This window comes from Nocardia sp. NBC_00403 (assembly GCF_036046055.1).
Classification (GTDB): Bacteria; Actinomycetota; Actinomycetes; order Mycobacteriales; family Mycobacteriaceae; genus Nocardia.
On record NZ_CP107939.1, the window covers coordinates 4,813,849 to 4,830,339 of the forward strand.

Genomic DNA, 16,491 nt, shown 5'->3' on the forward strand with positions numbered 1-16,491 from the left:
TTGGTCGACCCGCCCGACCTTGGGAGCTGCTGCCGTGACTCGATCATTCGCCGACCGCCATATCGGACCCGACCGGGACGAACTCGCCCGGATCCTGGACCTCGTCGGCGTCGGTTCGCTCGACGAGCTCGCCACCGCCGCCTTGCCCGCGAGCATCCTCGACGGCTCCGGTCTCGATGTGCTGCCGCCCGCGGCCACCGAGCACGAGGTGCTCACCGAGCTGGCCGAGCTCGCCCATTCGAACACCGTCGCCACCTCGATGATCGGCCTCGGCTACTACGACACGTTGACCCCGCCGGTACTGGTGCGCAGCCTGCTGGAGAATCCGGCTTGGTACACCGCCTACACCCCCTACCAGCCCGAGATCAGCCAGGGCCGTCTCGAAGCGCTGCTCAACTTCCAGACCATGGTGTCGGATCTGACCGGTATGGAGGTCGCCAACTCCTCCATGCTCGACGAGGCCACCGCGGCTGCCGAGGCGATGACGCTGCTGCGCAGGGCGGGCCGGTCGAAGTCCGAGCGACTGCTCATCGACACCGACCTTTTCCCGCAGACCAAGACCGTGCTGTACACCAGGGCCGAGCCGCTCGGCATCGAGATTGTCGAGGCCGACCTCTCCTGCGGTCTGCCCGACGGCGAGTTCTTCGGTGTGCTGGTGCAGATTCCCGGTGCGTCGGGCCGGGTGGTGGACTGGGCGCCGCTGATCGAGGCGGCGCACGAGCGCGGTGCGCTGGTCGCCGTCGGTGCCGATCTGCTCGCGCTGACGCTGATCACGCCGCCGGGGGAGCAGGGCGCGGACGCCTGCTTCGGCACCACACAGCGGTTCGGCGTGCCGATGGGCTTCGGCGGACCGCACGCCGGATATCTGTCGGTGCACTCCAAGCATGCGCGGCAGTTGCCGGGCCGGCTGGTCGGCGTCTCCGTCGACGCGGACGGTTCGGTCGCCTACCGGCTCGCACTGCAGACCCGTGAACAGCACATTCGCCGTGAAAAGGCGACCTCCAACATCTGTACCGCCCAGGTGCTGCTCGCCATCCTTGCCGCGATGTACGCCAGCTATCACGGTCCCGACGGGTTGCGGGAGATCGCGCGGCGGGTGCACGGCCATGCACGGGCCATCGCCGCCGGACTCGACGGCGCTGTCGTGCACGACAACTTCTTCGACACCGTGCTGGTGCACGTGCCCGGCGGCGCGGAAGCCGTTGTGGCGAAGGCGAAGTCGCGTGGCATCAACCTGCGACTGGTGGACGCCGATCACATCGGCATCGCCTGCGACGAAGCCACCACCGCGGCGCATGTCGCCGCCGTGCTCGAATCCTTCGGTACCGCACTGTCTTCCGAGGCGTCGGCCCCGGCCGCGGGCGGATCGATCGAGACCCGCGCCTCCGAATATCTCACGCACCCGGCCTTCACCAACTACCACACCGAGACCGCGATGTTGCGATATCTGCGGCGGCTGTCGGACAAGGATATTGCTCTGGACCGCAGCATGATTCCGCTCGGTTCCTGCACCATGAAGCTGAACGCGACCGCCGAGATGGAGGCCATTACCTGGCCCGGCTTCGCGCGGGTGCATCCGTACGCGCCGGTGGAGGATGCGCCGGGGCTGTTGCGGGTGATCCACGATCTGGAGAGCTGGCTCTCGGCGATCACCGGGTACGACTCGGTGAGCCTGCAGCCGAACGCGGGCAGTCAGGGCGAATACGCCGGGCTGCTCGCCATCCGGCGCTACCACCTCGATCGTGGTGACACGCACCGGGATACGTGCCTGATCCCGTCCAGCGCGCACGGCACCAACGCGGCGTCCGCGGCGATGGCCGGGCTGCGCGTCGAGATGGTGAAGTGTCGTGACAACGGTGATGTCGACCTGGATGACCTGCGCGCCAAGATCGCCGACCACGCCGACCGGCTGGCCTGCATCATGATCACCTACCCGTCCACGCACGGCGTGTACGAGCATGAGGTCGCCGAGCTGTGCGCGCTGGTGCACGATGCGGGCGGTCAGGTGTATGTCGACGGCGCGAACCTGAATGCGCTTGTCGGACTTGCCCGTCCGGGTCGCTTCGGCGGCGATGTGAGCCACCTGAACCTGCACAAGACCTTCTGCATCCCGCACGGCGGCGGTGGTCCAGGCGTCGGCCCGGTGGCGGTGCGCTCGCACCTGGCGCCGTACCTGCCCGGCGATCCGCTCGAAACCGGTTCGCACGCGGTGTCGGCCGCCATGTACGGCTCGGCCTCGATCCTGCCGATTACCTGGGCCTACATTCGGATGATGGGCGCCGACGGTCTGCGCAAGGCCACGCTGACCGCGATCGCCTCGGCCAACTACATCGCCCGCCGCCTCGACGAGCACTTCCCGGTGCTCTACACCGGCGAGCACGGCATGGTCGCCCACGAGTGCATCCTGGATCTGCGCGAGATCACCAAGCAGACCGGCGTCACCGTCGATGATGTCGCAAAGCGTCTGGCGGACTATGGTTTCCACGCCCCGACCATGAGCTTCCCGGTCGCAGGCACCCTGATGGTGGAACCGACCGAAAGCGAGAACCTGGCCGAACTCGACGAGTTCATCCTCGCGATGACCTCGATCCGCGATGAGATCGACAAGGTAGCGGCCGGCGTGTGGCCGGTGGAAGACAACCCATTGCGCGGCGCACCGCACACTGCGGCGTGCCTCGTCGGCGAATGGGATCACCCCTACAGCCGGGAGGTCGCGGTGTTCCCGCACGGTCTGACCCCCGACCGTGGCAAGGTCTGGCCGTCGGTTCGCCGTATCGACGGTGCTTATGGCGACCGCAACCTGGTCTGCTCCTGCCCGCCGCTGGAGGCGTACGCCGACTGACCACCGCCATACCGGCCCGCATCCTCTCCTCGGAGGTCGGGCCGGTATGGCGTCAGCATCTGTTCGTTTGTTGTGCCGCAACGGGTTCGGCTGCTGCCGGGAACCGGGCGAGCGTCCTCGCTCCGAGGACAACTGCGGCAGCTGAGCGCGCTGTGGCGCGGATCGTGCCGCGCGGATGCCCGAACCGATCGTCGGCGGTCTGGGCGCTCAGCGATGAGGGGCGAGCTGGATTCAGGGGGTGGTCAGCGCGCGCACCGTGGCGGTGCCGAAGCTGATGTCGTCGGAGCTGGCCAGGCGGGTGTAGGTACCGCCGGTGCGCTGGGCGGCGGTTTGCAGGGTTTCGGTGCCGTTGCCGCCGATGACGATGACGTCGATGCGGACCGGGCGGGATTTATCCATGGCATTGCCGAGGTCTGCGATCAGTTTGGTGCCGGTGATCGTCGAGTCGTCGTCGGGGCCGTCGGTGATCAGGAGGACCGAATTGGTCCGGCCCGCGGTGTAGCCCTGGACCGCCGCGCGATAGGCGGCCAGTAGCGACGGGTACGCCTGGTCGGTGCGGGATTCGGTGGGGCTCAGGGTATTCAGCGCCGTGGTGAGAGCGGTTCGCTGGTCGACGGTGAGTGGTGCGGTGACCGCCTCGACCCTGTACGGAGCGGCGCCGTCGAGATTTTTGCCGAAGGTCCAGACACCGAGGCCGAAGTCCGGCGGCATGACATTCATCGTCGAGGTGAGTGCGCCGAGGACATTCGTGAGTCGGGTGGTCGAGCCGTCGGTGGTGCCCATCGAGGCGGAGACATCGAGCAGCACCGTCGACTGCACGCCGAGAACCGGGTTGGCGAGGGTGGCGCGCACCTTGTCCAGCGCGCCACGGGATGGCACGGCGGTCGCGGTGGCCGGTGCGGCAGCGAAGCCTGCGGCGGCGAAGGTCTGTGCCTGCTGTGGGGTGCGCAGGTAGTCGGCGAATATCCCTGCGATCAGGTTCTGGGTCTTGTCCACCCAGGGTCCCGACATCAATGCGGCCGGGTGGTCGGCCACCGGCGCAGCACCGGCGGGGCTGAACGTTGCGAGTCCGCCCTGCGCCCTGACCTGCTGCGCGGTGGTGGCCACCACATGAACGGGCGCGTCTGCCGGTTGGGGCGCGCCCGCGACGGCGGCCAGTGCCATCGTAGTGTCCTGAGCCTCGGGTGCTTTGGCGGCGAGCAGGGAGATCGCGGACACCACCTGGCCGGACTGCGCTGCCTGATCGGAGAGTGGATCGGTGCCGGACACGGTCGAGCCGACCGCGGCGGCCGCGGCCAGCGTCGCGTCGCCCGGCGGCAGCGCCATGCGCAGTCCGGCCCAGTCGGGCAGGCCGAGCTCGGCAAGCGAACCCTGTTGCAGGCGTGGCAGATCTGACCAGGTGACCTTGGCTTCGTCGAGCGCCCGGCCCAGGTCTTCCGGGACGGCGAGCACGATCGGGCTGACCGCGACCGGCGCCGGATTGCCCTCGATCAGACCTGGTGTCCGCATGGATTCGATGGAGCGCAGCGAGTCGGCGATCCACAGCGCGGGCTGGGGTCCGAGCTGCTGGTTCCACGGCGCGTTCGCGGTGAAGGCCGCCACCATTGCCGCGGACGGTTGGGCGGTCACCTCGACCTTCGCACAGTGATCACGGATGCGCGGATTGGTCGCGTTGTAGCCGTCGGCGATCGTGCGCACCGAGGGCGCAATGTCCGAGTCGGCTGTGACGTACAGCGTTGCGGGCCCTTCCACGCACTCCGCTGCGGCGGCGCTGTCCCGATCGGCGGCCCTGTTGCTCAGCTTGTTCCAGGCGAACACGCCCGCGACTAGCAGCACGACGGCCGCCACTGCGATAACCGGACCTTTGCTGACCCCCCGTGATCGGGTTCCGCTGCGATGAGTGCCCACGAGATCAAGTGTATGTTCACGTGAGATTTGCCGAGCGGGTGTGGCATCGATCGAGACGTCCGACACCAAACCGCCCGTCAAACCGGTGTAAGCCGGGAGTTCGGGTCCCGGCTTACACCGGCTGGTTACGGCACCGGCATTCGGTTACTCGCGGATCATCCGACCACGGTCGAATTCATGGCCGCCCCAGACACCGGATTGATCGGTGCGAGCGGCGAATTCACCGCAGGCCACCCGGATCGGGCAGCCTGCGCAGACCTCGCGGGCATAGTCGAAATCCTGCGACGGATACGGGAACCACGCTTCGTGATTCGGGTCACCGCGGCACGCCGCTCGGTGCCAGTCCTGGCTGTCCGAGAGCGGGAGCAGATCGGTCAGTGTCGATTCGGCGGGTGCGGTTGTCTCCAGTCGGACGTTCATGGCGATCCTTCTCCTTTCTCACGCGGCTCGAGTGCCTGCCAGTTGCTTCCAGATCTGCCGCTGCCGCTTTTCCAGATGATGCGGCGCCTTCGGCTCCCACAGCAGCCGCATGCCCGCCTCCTCGGGGGTGCGGTCGGCCTTGATCGTGTTGCACGGCGCGCAGCAGGCGATCAGGTTGCTCCACGTATTCGGTCCGCCGCGGCTGCGCGGGCGGACGTGGTCGACGGTGCTGGCCCACGCGGCGCAGTAGCCGCACCGGTGGCTGTCGCGGCGCAGCACCCCGGCCAGCGTCGCGTGGCTCTCGTCCTGCACTCGGACCACATGCTCGAAGTACACGTAGCGCAGCAGCCGGATAGTTTCCGGCAGTGCGATCTCGAGGTGCCTGGACCGGATCGGGAAGTGCGGCTCCCGGTCGGCGACGGACTCGGCGACCCCGCTCATGAGCAGCACGACGGCCCGCTCGGCAGTGATCTCGTCGAGCGCCTCGTAGCTGGCGTTGAGTACCAGCACACGGGTGCGTATCCAATTGTCGACAGTCAACACCACCGGATCGGTGGCACGGTGGAACGTCATGGGAATCACCATGTTTCGAGTGAGAGCGAGCGAATTCGAAGGAGAGTGGCGGGCGGTCAGACGCCGGCCGGGAGGCGGCCGAGATCCGATCCACTGCTGGTCGCGCGCTGGCGCATATTGATCAAAGCCACCTCCTCCTTTCTTGGTGCTCTTGATCACCTCGGAATCGGGTGATCGTCGTCGAATCACATGGTGGCACACCACACCCGCCGTTGTCGGGTCATTTTTCGCCGGCCTCGCGCGCTATCGGCGATCAGCGGTGGCGGAGTTTCCAGCCACAGGGAATACGCAAAGGCGGTCTTGCGCAAAGGCATTGACATACTGAGTCGCGTCGAGTTTCGGCTGTCGGGTCTGCCATGGGATGGCAAGGCGCATCGTTCTCGAGGTGGAGTGCTCACCGATCGAGTCGTGGGAACGAGGGAAATGATCGCGGTCGAAGTACTGCTGTGGGGACTCGTCGCGGGACTTGTCCACTTTGTTGCGATAGTGGTCCTGTACGGAAGTCCGTTGGTGAAACGGATTTATGCCGCCGACAGCGAGGTGAGCCCGCCCGCGCGGATCGGATCGGATCGGCCTCGCGCTATGTCCACTCGTTTGCTGGGTACGCAAATCGAGGTGTACATCATGACGATCGGGTTTGCTTGGCTGCATCCGCTGCTCCCCGTGCACGGTCTGGCCGGAGCGATGTTGCTGGCCGGGTTGTTCGCCGCGCTGCGGGTCTATCCGCCGGTCTGGGCCCTGTGGATACAAGGCGCCTACTCCAACGGTTACCTCTTCGTCGAAGTCTTGGGCGGCGTCAGCGGTACCGTAGTCGTGATGCTCGCACTGTATTTCCTGATGTGAGGGTAGGCCCCAGAGTGGGGCTACCCGGTTCCGAGCTTGTCCGACGGCTCATTTCTGCTCGACCAACCACTGGCGCAGCCACGAGGTGGCGGTGGCGCCCGACGGGTCGACGACGTAGGCGGGATAGTTCTGGTGGACGAAGGAGTTGTAGAACTCCTCGAGTTTCTGCTTGCGCTCGTCCAGGCCCGGATCGGCGAGCTGGTTCTGCAACATCGGGACAATGCCGACGCTCATCAGATCGTTGAAGATTGCGACGGCTTCCTGCTGGTAACGCCACAGCTGCGCCGGGTTCGGATCGGAAGCCTGGGCGAGGAAGCCTGCGAAACGGGCCGCGAAATCGGTGGGCGGGGTCGAGCAGTACAGGTCGCCGTCCGCGCAGAAGGTTCGAGTCTTGTGGCTGAGGAGGCCGAAGCCGCCGATCCGCGGACCACCCGCACCCGCACCCTGCACCGGCGGACCGACGAGCGCGTCATTGGGGGAGCGGCGCGGATCCGAGACGAGGCCGACCGCGGCGATGCGCTCCGGTTCGACCGGACCGAAGCCGGTGCCGATTTCCGCGGCCAGGTCGCCGGCGGCGTCGGCGCCCTGGCTGTAGCCGATGAGCGCGATCTTCGTCGCGCCGCACCGCTGAGCCATGGCGGTGACCAGGCCGCGGGCGTTGTCGGTGGCCTGCTTCTTGGAGCGGCCGTAGACGTCGACCTCCCACGGGAAAGCGGTGGCGGCATAGCTCACGTAGTCGGTCCGCACATCGGAGGGCAGATTGTCGGTGACGCTCGCGAGCATGCCCTCGCCGGGCTTGCTGTCGGAGGTCTCCCAGGTGCCGGGTATCGCGACGACGTAGAGATCGGGGCACTCGGGTGCGGCAGGCGCTATGCCTGCTCCACTGACGGCGCCTGCCACGCCGATCGTGACGGATCCGACGATGGCGCCGATTATTCTGCGAATCATCATGTTCATACCCCGGGTGTACTGGTTCCGAAGCTGGCTGGTTGCCGCTGGCGACCACTTTGGTCCCCACACTGACAACCGTACGGTCTGTCCGGGGAGTTCGACGGGAATCGCGGCCGACAAAGAGTAGACATTTTCCGCCGACCGCCCTGCGCAGGCCCCTCATCAGGGGAATGATCCGATTCCGGCTCTGCCGCATTCGAATTGGGCGGCCGACCAGCTCTATGTGTGGGCCGCCCTGTGCGGCAAGAGGTTTGCCGCCGTGTCAGCTCTGTTCGAGTCGGGCAGCGCCGAAAGACATATTGAAGCGATCACACCAGATGCTGACGCTGGTCAGCGTGGTCAGGTCGGTGTCCACGGCTTCGACCCGGTCAACCTCGTGGTGGCGGATTTCGCCCCCGACTGGTCATCTGGAGTGCTCGGCGCGGCGTGTTAACGCCGGTGTGTTGTTTCGAGAGACCCGCACGTCGTGTTCAGCCGATCGGGGAGTGCCCCAACAGCACGCGTCCGCTGAACCGAGTCTGCTTGGCCCGCGGGAGCGGGTGGAACAGACTGCCGTGCACGTCGCGGTAGCGCATTTCGATATCGCAGGTGCGGGAATAGCCCAGACCGCCGACGGTGTCGATGGCGAAGCGGACGGCCGAGATGAGAGCCTCGGCGGCCACCGTCTTGCGGCTTAGTGTGCGGGCGGCGTAGGCATCGGTGTTGTCGAAGCGCAGATTGTCGGAGTCGGTGAACATGGCAGCGATCAGGTCGGCTGCGGTGGTGTGGGCGTTGGTCATTTCGCCCGCCAACTGGAAGGTGTGCGGGTCGGTGCGGTCGGCTACCAGCAGGGCGGCCGATTCGATGGCGCCGTCGGCGATGCCGAGACAGGCGGCCATGACCAGCGGCATGGCCGCGCCGATCACCACGTTCAGCACCGGCGGCCAGACGCCGACCGGGCGGACCATCGAGACCGCGGCATCGGGCACGAAGACCTCGTCGAAGACCACGGTGTGTGATCCGCTGGCTCGCAAACCGAGTGTGTCCCACGTTCTTTCGATCCGTACGCCGTTGGCGGAGCGCGGGATCGCGCAGTGCAGCACCTGCGGCCCTTCGGGTGCGTCGTCCCATCGGATGCTGGTGACGAGCACCGTGCCGACCTCGCAACCGCTGGCGGGAGCCTTGCGCGCGCTGACGCGGAAGCCGCCCGCGACCCGCGAGGCCCGGCCATTGGAGTCCACCCAGTCCGAGGCGCCGGTACTGACCAGGATCGCGCCCGCCGCCACCTTGGTGAAGACCGGTGTGGCGTCGATTCCGTGGTGATGCCGCCACACTTGCGCGGCCACCAGATGCGAATGCATGGCGAAGGCGACCGCCGTGGACGGGTCGTGACGGCCGAGTTCGCGCAGGACCGCACCCATCTCCTGGTGGGTGGCTCCGCCGCCGCCGAATTCGGTGGGCACGAGCGCGGCCGTGAGTCCGGCGGTGCGCAGCAGGTCGTAGGCGTCCTCGGCGATGTCGCCGGTCCGGTCGCGTTCGGCGACGCCTGGGCTCAGGTTTTGGCCGATCTGCCGCGCGAGGGCGATCCAGTCGGTGGCGGTCCGGGTGGTGTCTACAGCGGTAGTTGTCATGTTTCGAAGTTAGGAACGGCCGCGATAAACGGATAGTCCACAAAGTGGACTCTCCCGGTTCAGAAGTAGGACCCTTCGTGAGGTGACCATGATCCACCACCCATCGACTGCGGGGTACGGCCAGTACTGCCCGATCTCGCGGGCCCTCGACGTGCTCGGTGAGCGCTGGTCGTTACTCATCCTGCGCGACCTGCTCATCGGCACGTCCCGATTCAACGACCTCGTCCGCGGGCTGCCCGGGCTGTCGCGCAGCCTGCTCGCCAAACGGCTGCGCCAATTCGAGCGTGCCGGTCTCGTCGAGACGGCGGGCGGCAACTACCTGCTCACCGCGGCCGGGCAGGAGTTGGAACCGATCCTGTTCGGCCTCGGCGAATGGGGCGCCCGCTGGACCTTCGGCGAACCGCGGCAGGAGGAACTCGACCCGGGTCTGCTGGTCTGGTGGATGCACTCCCGGCTGGACACCTCGTCGTTCCCCGGCAAACGGCACGTGTTCGCGGTCCGCTTCCGCGACGAGGTCCGCCGCTACTGGATCGTCGTCGAGTCCGGCATCGCCTCGGTCTGCGTCGGTGACCCCGGCTACCCGGTCGACGTCACGATCACCGCAGACATGGCCTCGCTCTACCAGGTCTGGCTCGGCCGCATGCCCCTGTCGCACGCCGTGCGAACGGGCCGCGTCGAATTCGCGGGCCCGTCCGCACTGACCCGCCGCATGCCCTCGGTACTGAAACTGAGCCCCGTTGCGCCGTACTCGGATTCGCTATCCACCCTCGATCCCGCCACCCGCGCCTCGTAGCGGCGCCGTGAATCGCCGGGCGGGCGGGGCCGATAGGGTGTCGCGTCAGAGGTTCCCGACGAGGTGCTCGAGACGGCGCGCCACCAGTTCGCGTGCCTGTTCGCGCAGCGCCGGGCGATAGCCGCTCGGATAGACCGGATCGCCCGGTGCGTAGTCCTTCAGGACCTCCTTGGCCAGCGTGATCTTGTGGACCTCGGTCGGTCCATCGGCAATGGCCATGACCTCGGCGTAGTTCATCATGTCGACGAACGGGAGATCGGTGCTGACGCCGATGGCGCCGTGCAGATGCAGTGCGCGCTGCGCGATATCGTGCATCACCTTGGGCATCGCGACCTTGATGGCGGCAATGTCCTTGCGCACCTTCAAGTAGTCCTGTTCCTTATCGATGCGCCACGCGGTGCGCAGCACCAGTAGCCGGAACTGCTCCATCTCGATCCAGCTGTCGGCGATACGTTCCTGCGTCATCTGCAGTCCCGCCAGCGGTCCTTTGCGCATCGGCCGGGAGACGGCGCGCTCAGCCATCATGTCGAAGGCCTTGCGCACCAACGCGACCGTGCGCATGGCGTGATGCACGCGGCCGCCGCCGAGACGGGTCTGGGCCACGACGAAACCCTGACCTTCGGCGCCGAGCAGATGGTCGGCGGGGACCCGGACGTCGGTGAAGCGCAGGTGGCCCTCGTGCTCGCTGAAGCCGTGGACATGGAAGTTCTTGACGATCTCGAGGCCGGGGGTGTCGGCGGGCACGATGAACATCGACATACCCTGGTACGCGCTGACTTCGGTGTCGGTGACCACCATGACGATGTGGAAGCTCGCGAACTGCGCGTTCGAGTTGAACCACTTCTCACCGTTGATCACCCAGGAGTCGCCGTCGCGCACGGCCGTCGTCTTGAATGTCGTCGGATCGGAGCCGCCGGTCGGCTCGGTCATCACATAGCAGGATCCGATCTCACCGGACAGCAACGGTTCGAGGTACTTCGCCTTCTGCTCCGGCGTGCCGTAGTGCGCGAGAATTTCCGCGTTGCCGGAATCCGGTGCCTGACAACCGAATACCGAGGGCGCCCACATCGAGGTGCCGAGCACCTCGTTGAGCAGCGCGAGCTTCATCTGTCCGTAGCCGGGGCCGCCGAGTTCGGGACCCAGGTGACAGGCCCACAGGCCTTGGGCCTTCACCTGCTCCTTGAGTGGCCGCATCAGAGCCATGGCTTCGGTGTTGGTGCGGTCGTAGGGATTCGGGTAGAGCAGATCCAGCGGCTCCACCTCGGTGCGGACGAATTCCGCTGCCCAGTCCAGTTTCTTCTGATATTCCGGGTCGGTTTCGAATTCCCAAGCCATGGTCAGCCTTTCGTCTGTTCGGTCGGGCGCACAATGCCGTCGAGGAAGGTGGTCGCGAGGATGTCGGCGATCTCTTCGGGTGTGTGACCGCCATGCGGGCGGTACCAGAACGTCACCATGTTCAGCATGCCGAGCACGCTGTTGGTGACGACATGGTCGTCGGTGCGCAACAGTCCGGCCGCGCAGCCCGCGTCGATGACGCGCTGCCAGCAGTGCTGCACCTGATCGCGCAGGTCTTGCAGTTGGCTGCCGCGCTCGCCGGTCAATGCCGTCACGTCACGCAATTGGATGGCGACCTCGCGACGGTGCCGTACGATCAGGTCGACGTGGCTGTGGATCAGCTTGCGCAGCTTGGTGATCGGGTCGTCGTCGTTATCGGCGATCTGTTGGGCATCGATGAGCATCAATTGGATGTAGTCCCGCAGGATCTGCCACAGTAGTTCTTCTTTGGACCCGATGTGGTAGTAGAGCGCGCCGCGCTGCACCCCGGCCCGATCACCGATTTCGGCCACGCCGGTACCGTGGAAACCCTTCTCCGCGAACAGTTCCACGGCGGCATCCACAATGCGCTCGCGGGTCGCCTCGGCAGTTGTTTCCGTCGCGGGCGGGCGACCGCGACGGCGTGGAGTGGCGATATCGGTCATCGGCATGGATCCAGCACGACTTTGGAGACGCCGTCGGCTCGTTCGGCGAACATCCGGTAGGCACTCGGCCCCTCGGACATCGGGAGTCGATGCGACACAACCGCTTCCGGAGTCAGCCGCCCGGCCGCCGTGAGACGAAGCAGCGCGGGCAATTCGTATTGGATCGAACACAGCCCGATGTGGAACTCGAGCTCCTTGACCTGCGCCAGCTGCATATGGAAAGGGAACGCTCGATTCTGGCTCACTCCGACCACGCTGACCCGCCCACGATGTCCGACCGCACTGATGGCGAGCTTGATCGTCGCGTCGGCGCCGACCGCCTCCAGCGCGACATCCGCACCGCCGCCGAGCATGTCGCGGATGGCGGCCTTGGGATCGTCGGACTCGATGGGCTCTGCACCCAATTCGGCGGCCCGCTTGCGGCGCTCGCCGACCAGATCGACGCCGAGCACCCGCGCGGCGCCCATCGCGAACGCCGACTGGACCGCCATCAGCCCCACCGGCCCGAGCCCGATGACCACCACGGTGTCACCGGGTGCGATGCGGGCCCGGCGCGCTCCGTACCAGGCGGTGGGGGCGTTATCGGTCAGCACGACCGCGGCCTCGTCGCCGACCGCGTCGGGTAGGCGCACCAAGTTTCCTTCGGCATGGGGGACCGCGAGTAGTTCGGCCTGCGTGCCTGCCAGCGACCCGCCCAGCCCGTAGCAGGCATCGATCGGCAGGGGATGGCGTTCGCAGGCGGCGACGATGCCACGCTTGCACTGCGCGCACCGACCGCAGCCGACCGAGGCGGAGGCGAGCACCCGGTCGCCGATCGCGAAACCTTCGACATCGGGACCGAGTTCGACGATCTCGCCGACCGCTTCATGGCCGACGGTATATCCGGTGCCGTCGGTGAAGCCGTGTCCGGCATAGATGTGCAGGTCGCTACCACAGATGCCCGCCGCTGTGACGCGGATGATTGCCCCGTCGCGCCCCGGCAACGCCGGATCGGGCACTTCGGTGAACGAAATCTGCTGCGGGCCCACGTAGGTCAATGCCTTCATCGGATGCTGCCCTCCACATAGTCGAGTGCTGTGTTGCGCGAAATCGTTGGGGTTTCTTGGTATTCAGGTGCTTTCATCGCCAGCCGCCATCCAGAGCGAGGGTGGCTCCGGTGCAGAATGCCGAGGCATCGGTGGCGAAGAAGAGCGCGGCGCCGACGATCTCGTTCGGTTCGCCGACCCGGGCCAGTGCGTTATGTCTGGTCATCTCGGCCCGTAGCTCGTCGGGCCACGACTTGGCGATATCAGTGGCGAAGGCGCCGCACTGAATGGTGTTGACGCGCACTGTCGGTCCGAATGTCTGTGCAAGACCGCCGGTCAGATTGGACAACCCGGCCTTCGCCGCCGCGTAGGGAACCGCGAGCGGCTCCGGCCGTGCCGCCTCGATCGAGGAGATATTGATGATCGAACCGCCGCTCCCAGCCGCCATGCGCGTGCCGATCACAGCGGACAGGCGGAACGGACCCTTGAGGTTCACCCCGATCACCTTGTCGAACATCGCTTCGGTCACCTGGTCCAGGCTCGGATACAGCAGCGACATTCCCGCGTTGTTGACCAGCACGTCGACCGTGCCGAATTCGGCGTAGACGGTGTCGACCAGTGCATCGCACTGCGCCCAATCGCTGACATTGCATGCCACCGGCAAGGCCCGGCGACCGTAGGTGCTGCGCACCTCGTCGGCGAGCTCGACGCACCCGTCGAGCTTGCGGCTGGCGATCACAACGTCGGCGCCCGCTCCTGCGAACGCGAGCACCATCTCCCTGCCGAGGCCCCGACTTCCCCCGGTGACCAGCACGACCTTGTCCGACAACGACTGTCCCGGCAACGACACCCTGCACTCCATTGGTCTAGGCATACGAACCTATAGGAAATGTTCCAATCAGTACATTAAATGTACCGGCCGATACAATCAAGGGTCTGCACGACCTTCCGTCGCACCCTTTGGACGCGCAGACGAATGGGCGCCCGATGGTCGGCGTGGCGGAATGCTGTGGCAGCAGGCGCCGCAAGTGCGACGCGTCGACCCGACGCATCGAGGTGTCACTACCCACGGGTAACATTGGCGGCGATTTTCCTACCCGACTTTCTCAAAAGTGAGGCAGTAGATGACAGAGCGGATTCAGGTCGGCGGGCTCCAGGTGGCCAGCGTTCTCCACGAGTTCATCGAGAACGAGGCGCTCCCCGGTACCGGCGTAGATTCCGCCGCGTTCTGGGCCGGCGCCGAGCAGGTCATCAATGACCTCGCTCCGCGCAACCGTGTCCTGCTGGCCGAACGCGACGAGATCCAGGGCAAACTCGACGCCTGGCACGCCGAGCATGCCGGCGCGAACTATGACAAGGCCGCTTACAAGAGCTTCCTCGGCGAGATCGGCTACCTGCGCCCGGAACCGGCCGACTTCGCGATCGCCACCGAGAACGTGGACACCGAGATCGCCGTCACCGCAGGTCCGCAGCTCGTGGTTCCGGTGATGAATGCGCGCTTCGCGATCAACGCCGCCAACGCGCGCTGGGGCTCGCTCTACGACGCGCTCTACGGCACCGACGCCATCTCCGAGGCCGACGGCGCGGAGAAGGGCACCAGCTACAACCCGGTCCGCGGCGCCCGGGTGATCGAGTTCGCTCGTGCTTTCCTCGACACCGCGGCACCGCTGGCCAACGGCTCGCACCGTAGCTCGACGCATTACGCCATCGAGAACGGCGCGCTGGCCATCACGCTGGCCAACGACGAGGTGACCACGCTGGCCGCCGACGGCGCCGAGCTGGTCGGCTACCTGGGTGACCCGGCCTCGCCGACCTCGGTGCTGCTGAGGCACAACGGATTGCACGCTGAGATCCAGATCGACGGCTCCTCGCCGATCGGCAAGACCGACCCTGCTGGTGTCAAGGACGTGGTGCTGGAGTCCGCAATCACCACGATCATGGACTTCGAGGATTCGGTCGCCGCGGTGGACGCCGAGGACAAGGTCCTCTGCTACCACAACTGGCTCGGCCTGATGAAGGGCGATCTGGCGGAGAAGGTCAGCAAGGGCGAGAAGACCTTCACCCGCACCATGAACCCCGACCGCGTCTACACCGCCATCGACGGTGGCGAGCTGGTGCTGCACGGCCGTTCGCTGCTGTTCGTGCGCAACGTCGGTCACCTGATGACCAGCGACGCGATCATCGACTCCGATGGCTACGAGGTGCCGGAAGGCATCATGGACGGCCTGATCACCTCGCTGATCGCCACCCACAGCCTCCAAGGCGACACCAAGCTGAAGAACAGCCGCACCGGCTCGGTCTACATCGTGAAGCCGAAGATGCACGGCCCCGACGAGGTCGCCTTCACCAATGAGCTGTTCGGCCGGATCGAGGACGTGCTCGGCCTGCCGCGCAACACCCTGAAGGTCGGCATCATGGACGAGGAGCGCCGCACCACGGTGAACCTGAAGGCGTGTATCGAGGCCGCCCGTGAGCGGGTCGTGTTCATCAACACCGGCTTCCTCGACCGCACCGGCGACGAGATCCACACCTCCATGGAGGCCGGGCCGATGGTCCGCAAGGCCGAAATGAAGCAGCAGCAGTGGATCCTGTCCTACGAGGACTGGAACGTCGACACCGGCTTGACCACCGGCCTGCCCGGCAAGGCGCAGATCGGCAAGGGCATGTGGGCGATGCCGGATCTGATGCACGACATGCTCGAGCAGAAGATCGGCCACCCGCGTGCGGGCGCGAACACCGCATGGGTGCCCTCGCCGACCGCGGCCACCTTGCACGCCACCCATTACCACCAGGTGAATGTCTTCGAGCGCCAGCAGGAGATCGCCGCAGGTGGCCGCCGCGCCACGGTCGACCAGATCCTGGAGATCCCGCTGGCCGCGAACCCGAACTGGTCGGCCGAGGAGAAGCAGCAGGAGCTGGACAACAACTCGCAGGGCATCCTCGGCTACGTGGTGCGCTGGATCGACCAGGGTGTCGGCTGCTCCAAGGTGCCCGACATTCGCGACGTCGGCCTCATGGAAGACCGTGCGACGCTGCGCATTTCGAGCCAGCTGATGGCGAACTGGCTGCGCCACGGCGTCGTCACTGCCGGCGAGGTGCTGGCCAGTTTGGAGCGGATGGCGCCAGTGGTGGACAAGCAGAACGCGGGCGACCCGAACTACCGGCCGCTGGCGCCGGACTTCGCGGGCAGCATTGCTTTCCAGGCCGCCAAGGAACTGGTCCTCGAGGGCACCAAGCAGCCCAACGGCTACACCGAGCCGATCCTGCACCGCCGCCGCCGTGAGGCCAAGGCGCTGGACTGCCTCTGAGTTTCGACGGTGAACTCCCTGGTCGGCACGATGTCGACCAGGGAGTTCGGCTATCACGCGAAGGTCGCTGTCGGGTGGCCGGCGAATTCAGGGCCCGATGCCTATCCGTTACTCTTGGCCTGCACTGCAGACGCCCGATGTGAGGAAGTTTTATGGGAAGCGTTGTCCTTGATGTGATCGCCCTGGTGGCCAACCGCGCCGCGTCGTTCTGGAATTGGGCTGTCACCGGCTCGGCCGGT

The 16,491-nt window shown here is 66.4% G+C and carries 14 protein-coding genes; 4 read left to right on the forward strand and 10 right to left on the reverse strand.

Annotated features, from left to right (window positions below; translation table 11 throughout):
• Nucleotides 1-34: 34 nt before the first annotated feature.
• Nucleotides 35-2,842 carry an aminomethyl-transferring glycine dehydrogenase gene (gcvP, locus tag OHQ90_RS21360; RefSeq protein ID WP_328400113.1) on the forward strand — a complete coding sequence of 936 codons (2,808 nt, stop codon included), beginning with the start codon at nt 35-37 and terminating at the stop codon, nt 2,840-2,842.
• Nucleotides 2,843-3,073: 231 nt separating this feature from the next.
• Here gcvP and OHQ90_RS21365 read toward each other — a convergent pair whose 3' ends face one another.
• From OHQ90_RS21365 to OHQ90_RS21375, 3 genes are all read right to left on the reverse strand, one after another.
• Nucleotides 3,074-4,750, reverse strand: coding sequence for a VWA domain-containing protein (locus OHQ90_RS21365; protein ID WP_328400115.1), 1,677 nt, complete (start codon nt 4,748-4,750; stop codon nt 3,074-3,076).
• Nucleotides 4,751-4,894: 144 nt separating this feature from the next.
• Nucleotides 4,895-5,170 carry a WhiB family transcriptional regulator gene (locus OHQ90_RS21370; protein ID WP_328400117.1) on the reverse strand — a complete coding sequence of 92 codons (276 nt, stop codon included), beginning with the start codon at nt 5,168-5,170 and terminating at the stop codon, nt 4,895-4,897.
• An 18-nt stretch (nt 5,171-5,188) separates the two neighbouring features.
• A complete protein-coding gene (locus OHQ90_RS21375) occupies nt 5,189-5,743 on the reverse strand; it encodes an HNH endonuclease (protein ID WP_328400119.1) in 555 nt (184 codons plus the stop codon).
• A gap of 408 nt (nt 5,744-6,151) precedes the next feature.
• Between OHQ90_RS21375 and OHQ90_RS21380 the strand changes: the two genes are divergently transcribed.
• On the forward strand, nt 6,152-6,586 hold the full coding sequence (locus OHQ90_RS21380; RefSeq protein ID WP_328400121.1) for a hypothetical protein: 435 nt from the start codon (nt 6,152-6,154) through the stop codon (nt 6,584-6,586).
• Between the two features lie 48 nt (nt 6,587-6,634).
• On the opposite strand, the gene OHQ90_RS21385 is transcribed toward OHQ90_RS21380, so the two are convergent.
• The 3 genes from OHQ90_RS21385 to OHQ90_RS21395 form a co-directional block, all read right to left on the reverse strand.
• Complete coding sequence (locus tag OHQ90_RS21385; RefSeq protein WP_328412990.1) at nt 6,635-7,537, reverse strand: cutinase family protein; 903 nt, start codon at nt 7,535-7,537, stop codon at nt 6,635-6,637.
• Nucleotides 7,538-7,799: 262 nt separating this feature from the next.
• Complete coding sequence (locus tag OHQ90_RS21390) at nt 7,800-7,892, reverse strand: DM13 domain-containing protein (RefSeq protein WP_328400123.1); 93 nt, start codon at nt 7,890-7,892, stop codon at nt 7,800-7,802.
• Between the two features lie 115 nt (nt 7,893-8,007).
• Nucleotides 8,008-9,147 carry an acyl-CoA dehydrogenase family protein gene (locus OHQ90_RS21395; protein ID WP_328400125.1) on the reverse strand — a complete coding sequence of 380 codons (1,140 nt, stop codon included), beginning with the start codon at nt 9,145-9,147 and terminating at the stop codon, nt 8,008-8,010.
• Nucleotides 9,148-9,235: 88 nt separating this feature from the next.
• On the opposite strand from OHQ90_RS21395, the gene OHQ90_RS21400 reads away from it, so the two are divergent.
• Nucleotides 9,236-9,940, forward strand: a complete 705-nt coding sequence (locus OHQ90_RS21400) for a winged helix-turn-helix transcriptional regulator (protein ID WP_328412992.1) — start codon at nt 9,236-9,238, stop codon at nt 9,938-9,940.
• A gap of 45 nt (nt 9,941-9,985) precedes the next feature.
• On the opposite strand, the gene OHQ90_RS21405 is transcribed toward OHQ90_RS21400, so the two are convergent.
• From OHQ90_RS21405 to OHQ90_RS21420, 4 genes are all read right to left on the reverse strand, one after another.
• Nucleotides 9,986-11,275, reverse strand: coding sequence for an acyl-CoA dehydrogenase family protein (locus OHQ90_RS21405; protein WP_328400127.1), 1,290 nt, complete (start codon nt 11,273-11,275; stop codon nt 9,986-9,988).
• Nucleotides 11,276-11,277: 2 nt separating this feature from the next.
• Entirely contained in the window at nt 11,278-11,919 is a 642-nt protein-coding gene (locus OHQ90_RS21410; protein ID WP_328400129.1) for a TetR/AcrR family transcriptional regulator, read from the reverse strand.
• On the reverse strand, nt 11,916-12,965 hold the full coding sequence (locus OHQ90_RS21415; RefSeq protein WP_328400131.1) for an alcohol dehydrogenase catalytic domain-containing protein: 1,050 nt from the start codon (nt 12,963-12,965) through the stop codon (nt 11,916-11,918). Before OHQ90_RS21415 ends, OHQ90_RS21410 begins: the two co-directional genes overlap by 4 nt.
• A 73-nt stretch (nt 12,966-13,038) precedes the next feature.
• Nucleotides 13,039-13,794 (reverse strand): SDR family NAD(P)-dependent oxidoreductase, encoded by a 756-nt coding sequence (locus OHQ90_RS21420; protein WP_442941148.1) that lies wholly within the window; start codon nt 13,792-13,794, stop codon nt 13,039-13,041.
• Nucleotides 13,795-14,068: 274 nt separating this feature from the next.
• Between OHQ90_RS21420 and OHQ90_RS21425 the strand changes: the two genes are divergently transcribed.
• Entirely contained in the window at nt 14,069-16,252 is a 2,184-nt protein-coding gene (locus OHQ90_RS21425) for a malate synthase G (RefSeq protein WP_328400135.1), read from the forward strand.
• Nucleotides 16,253-16,491: the final 239 nt, after the last annotated feature.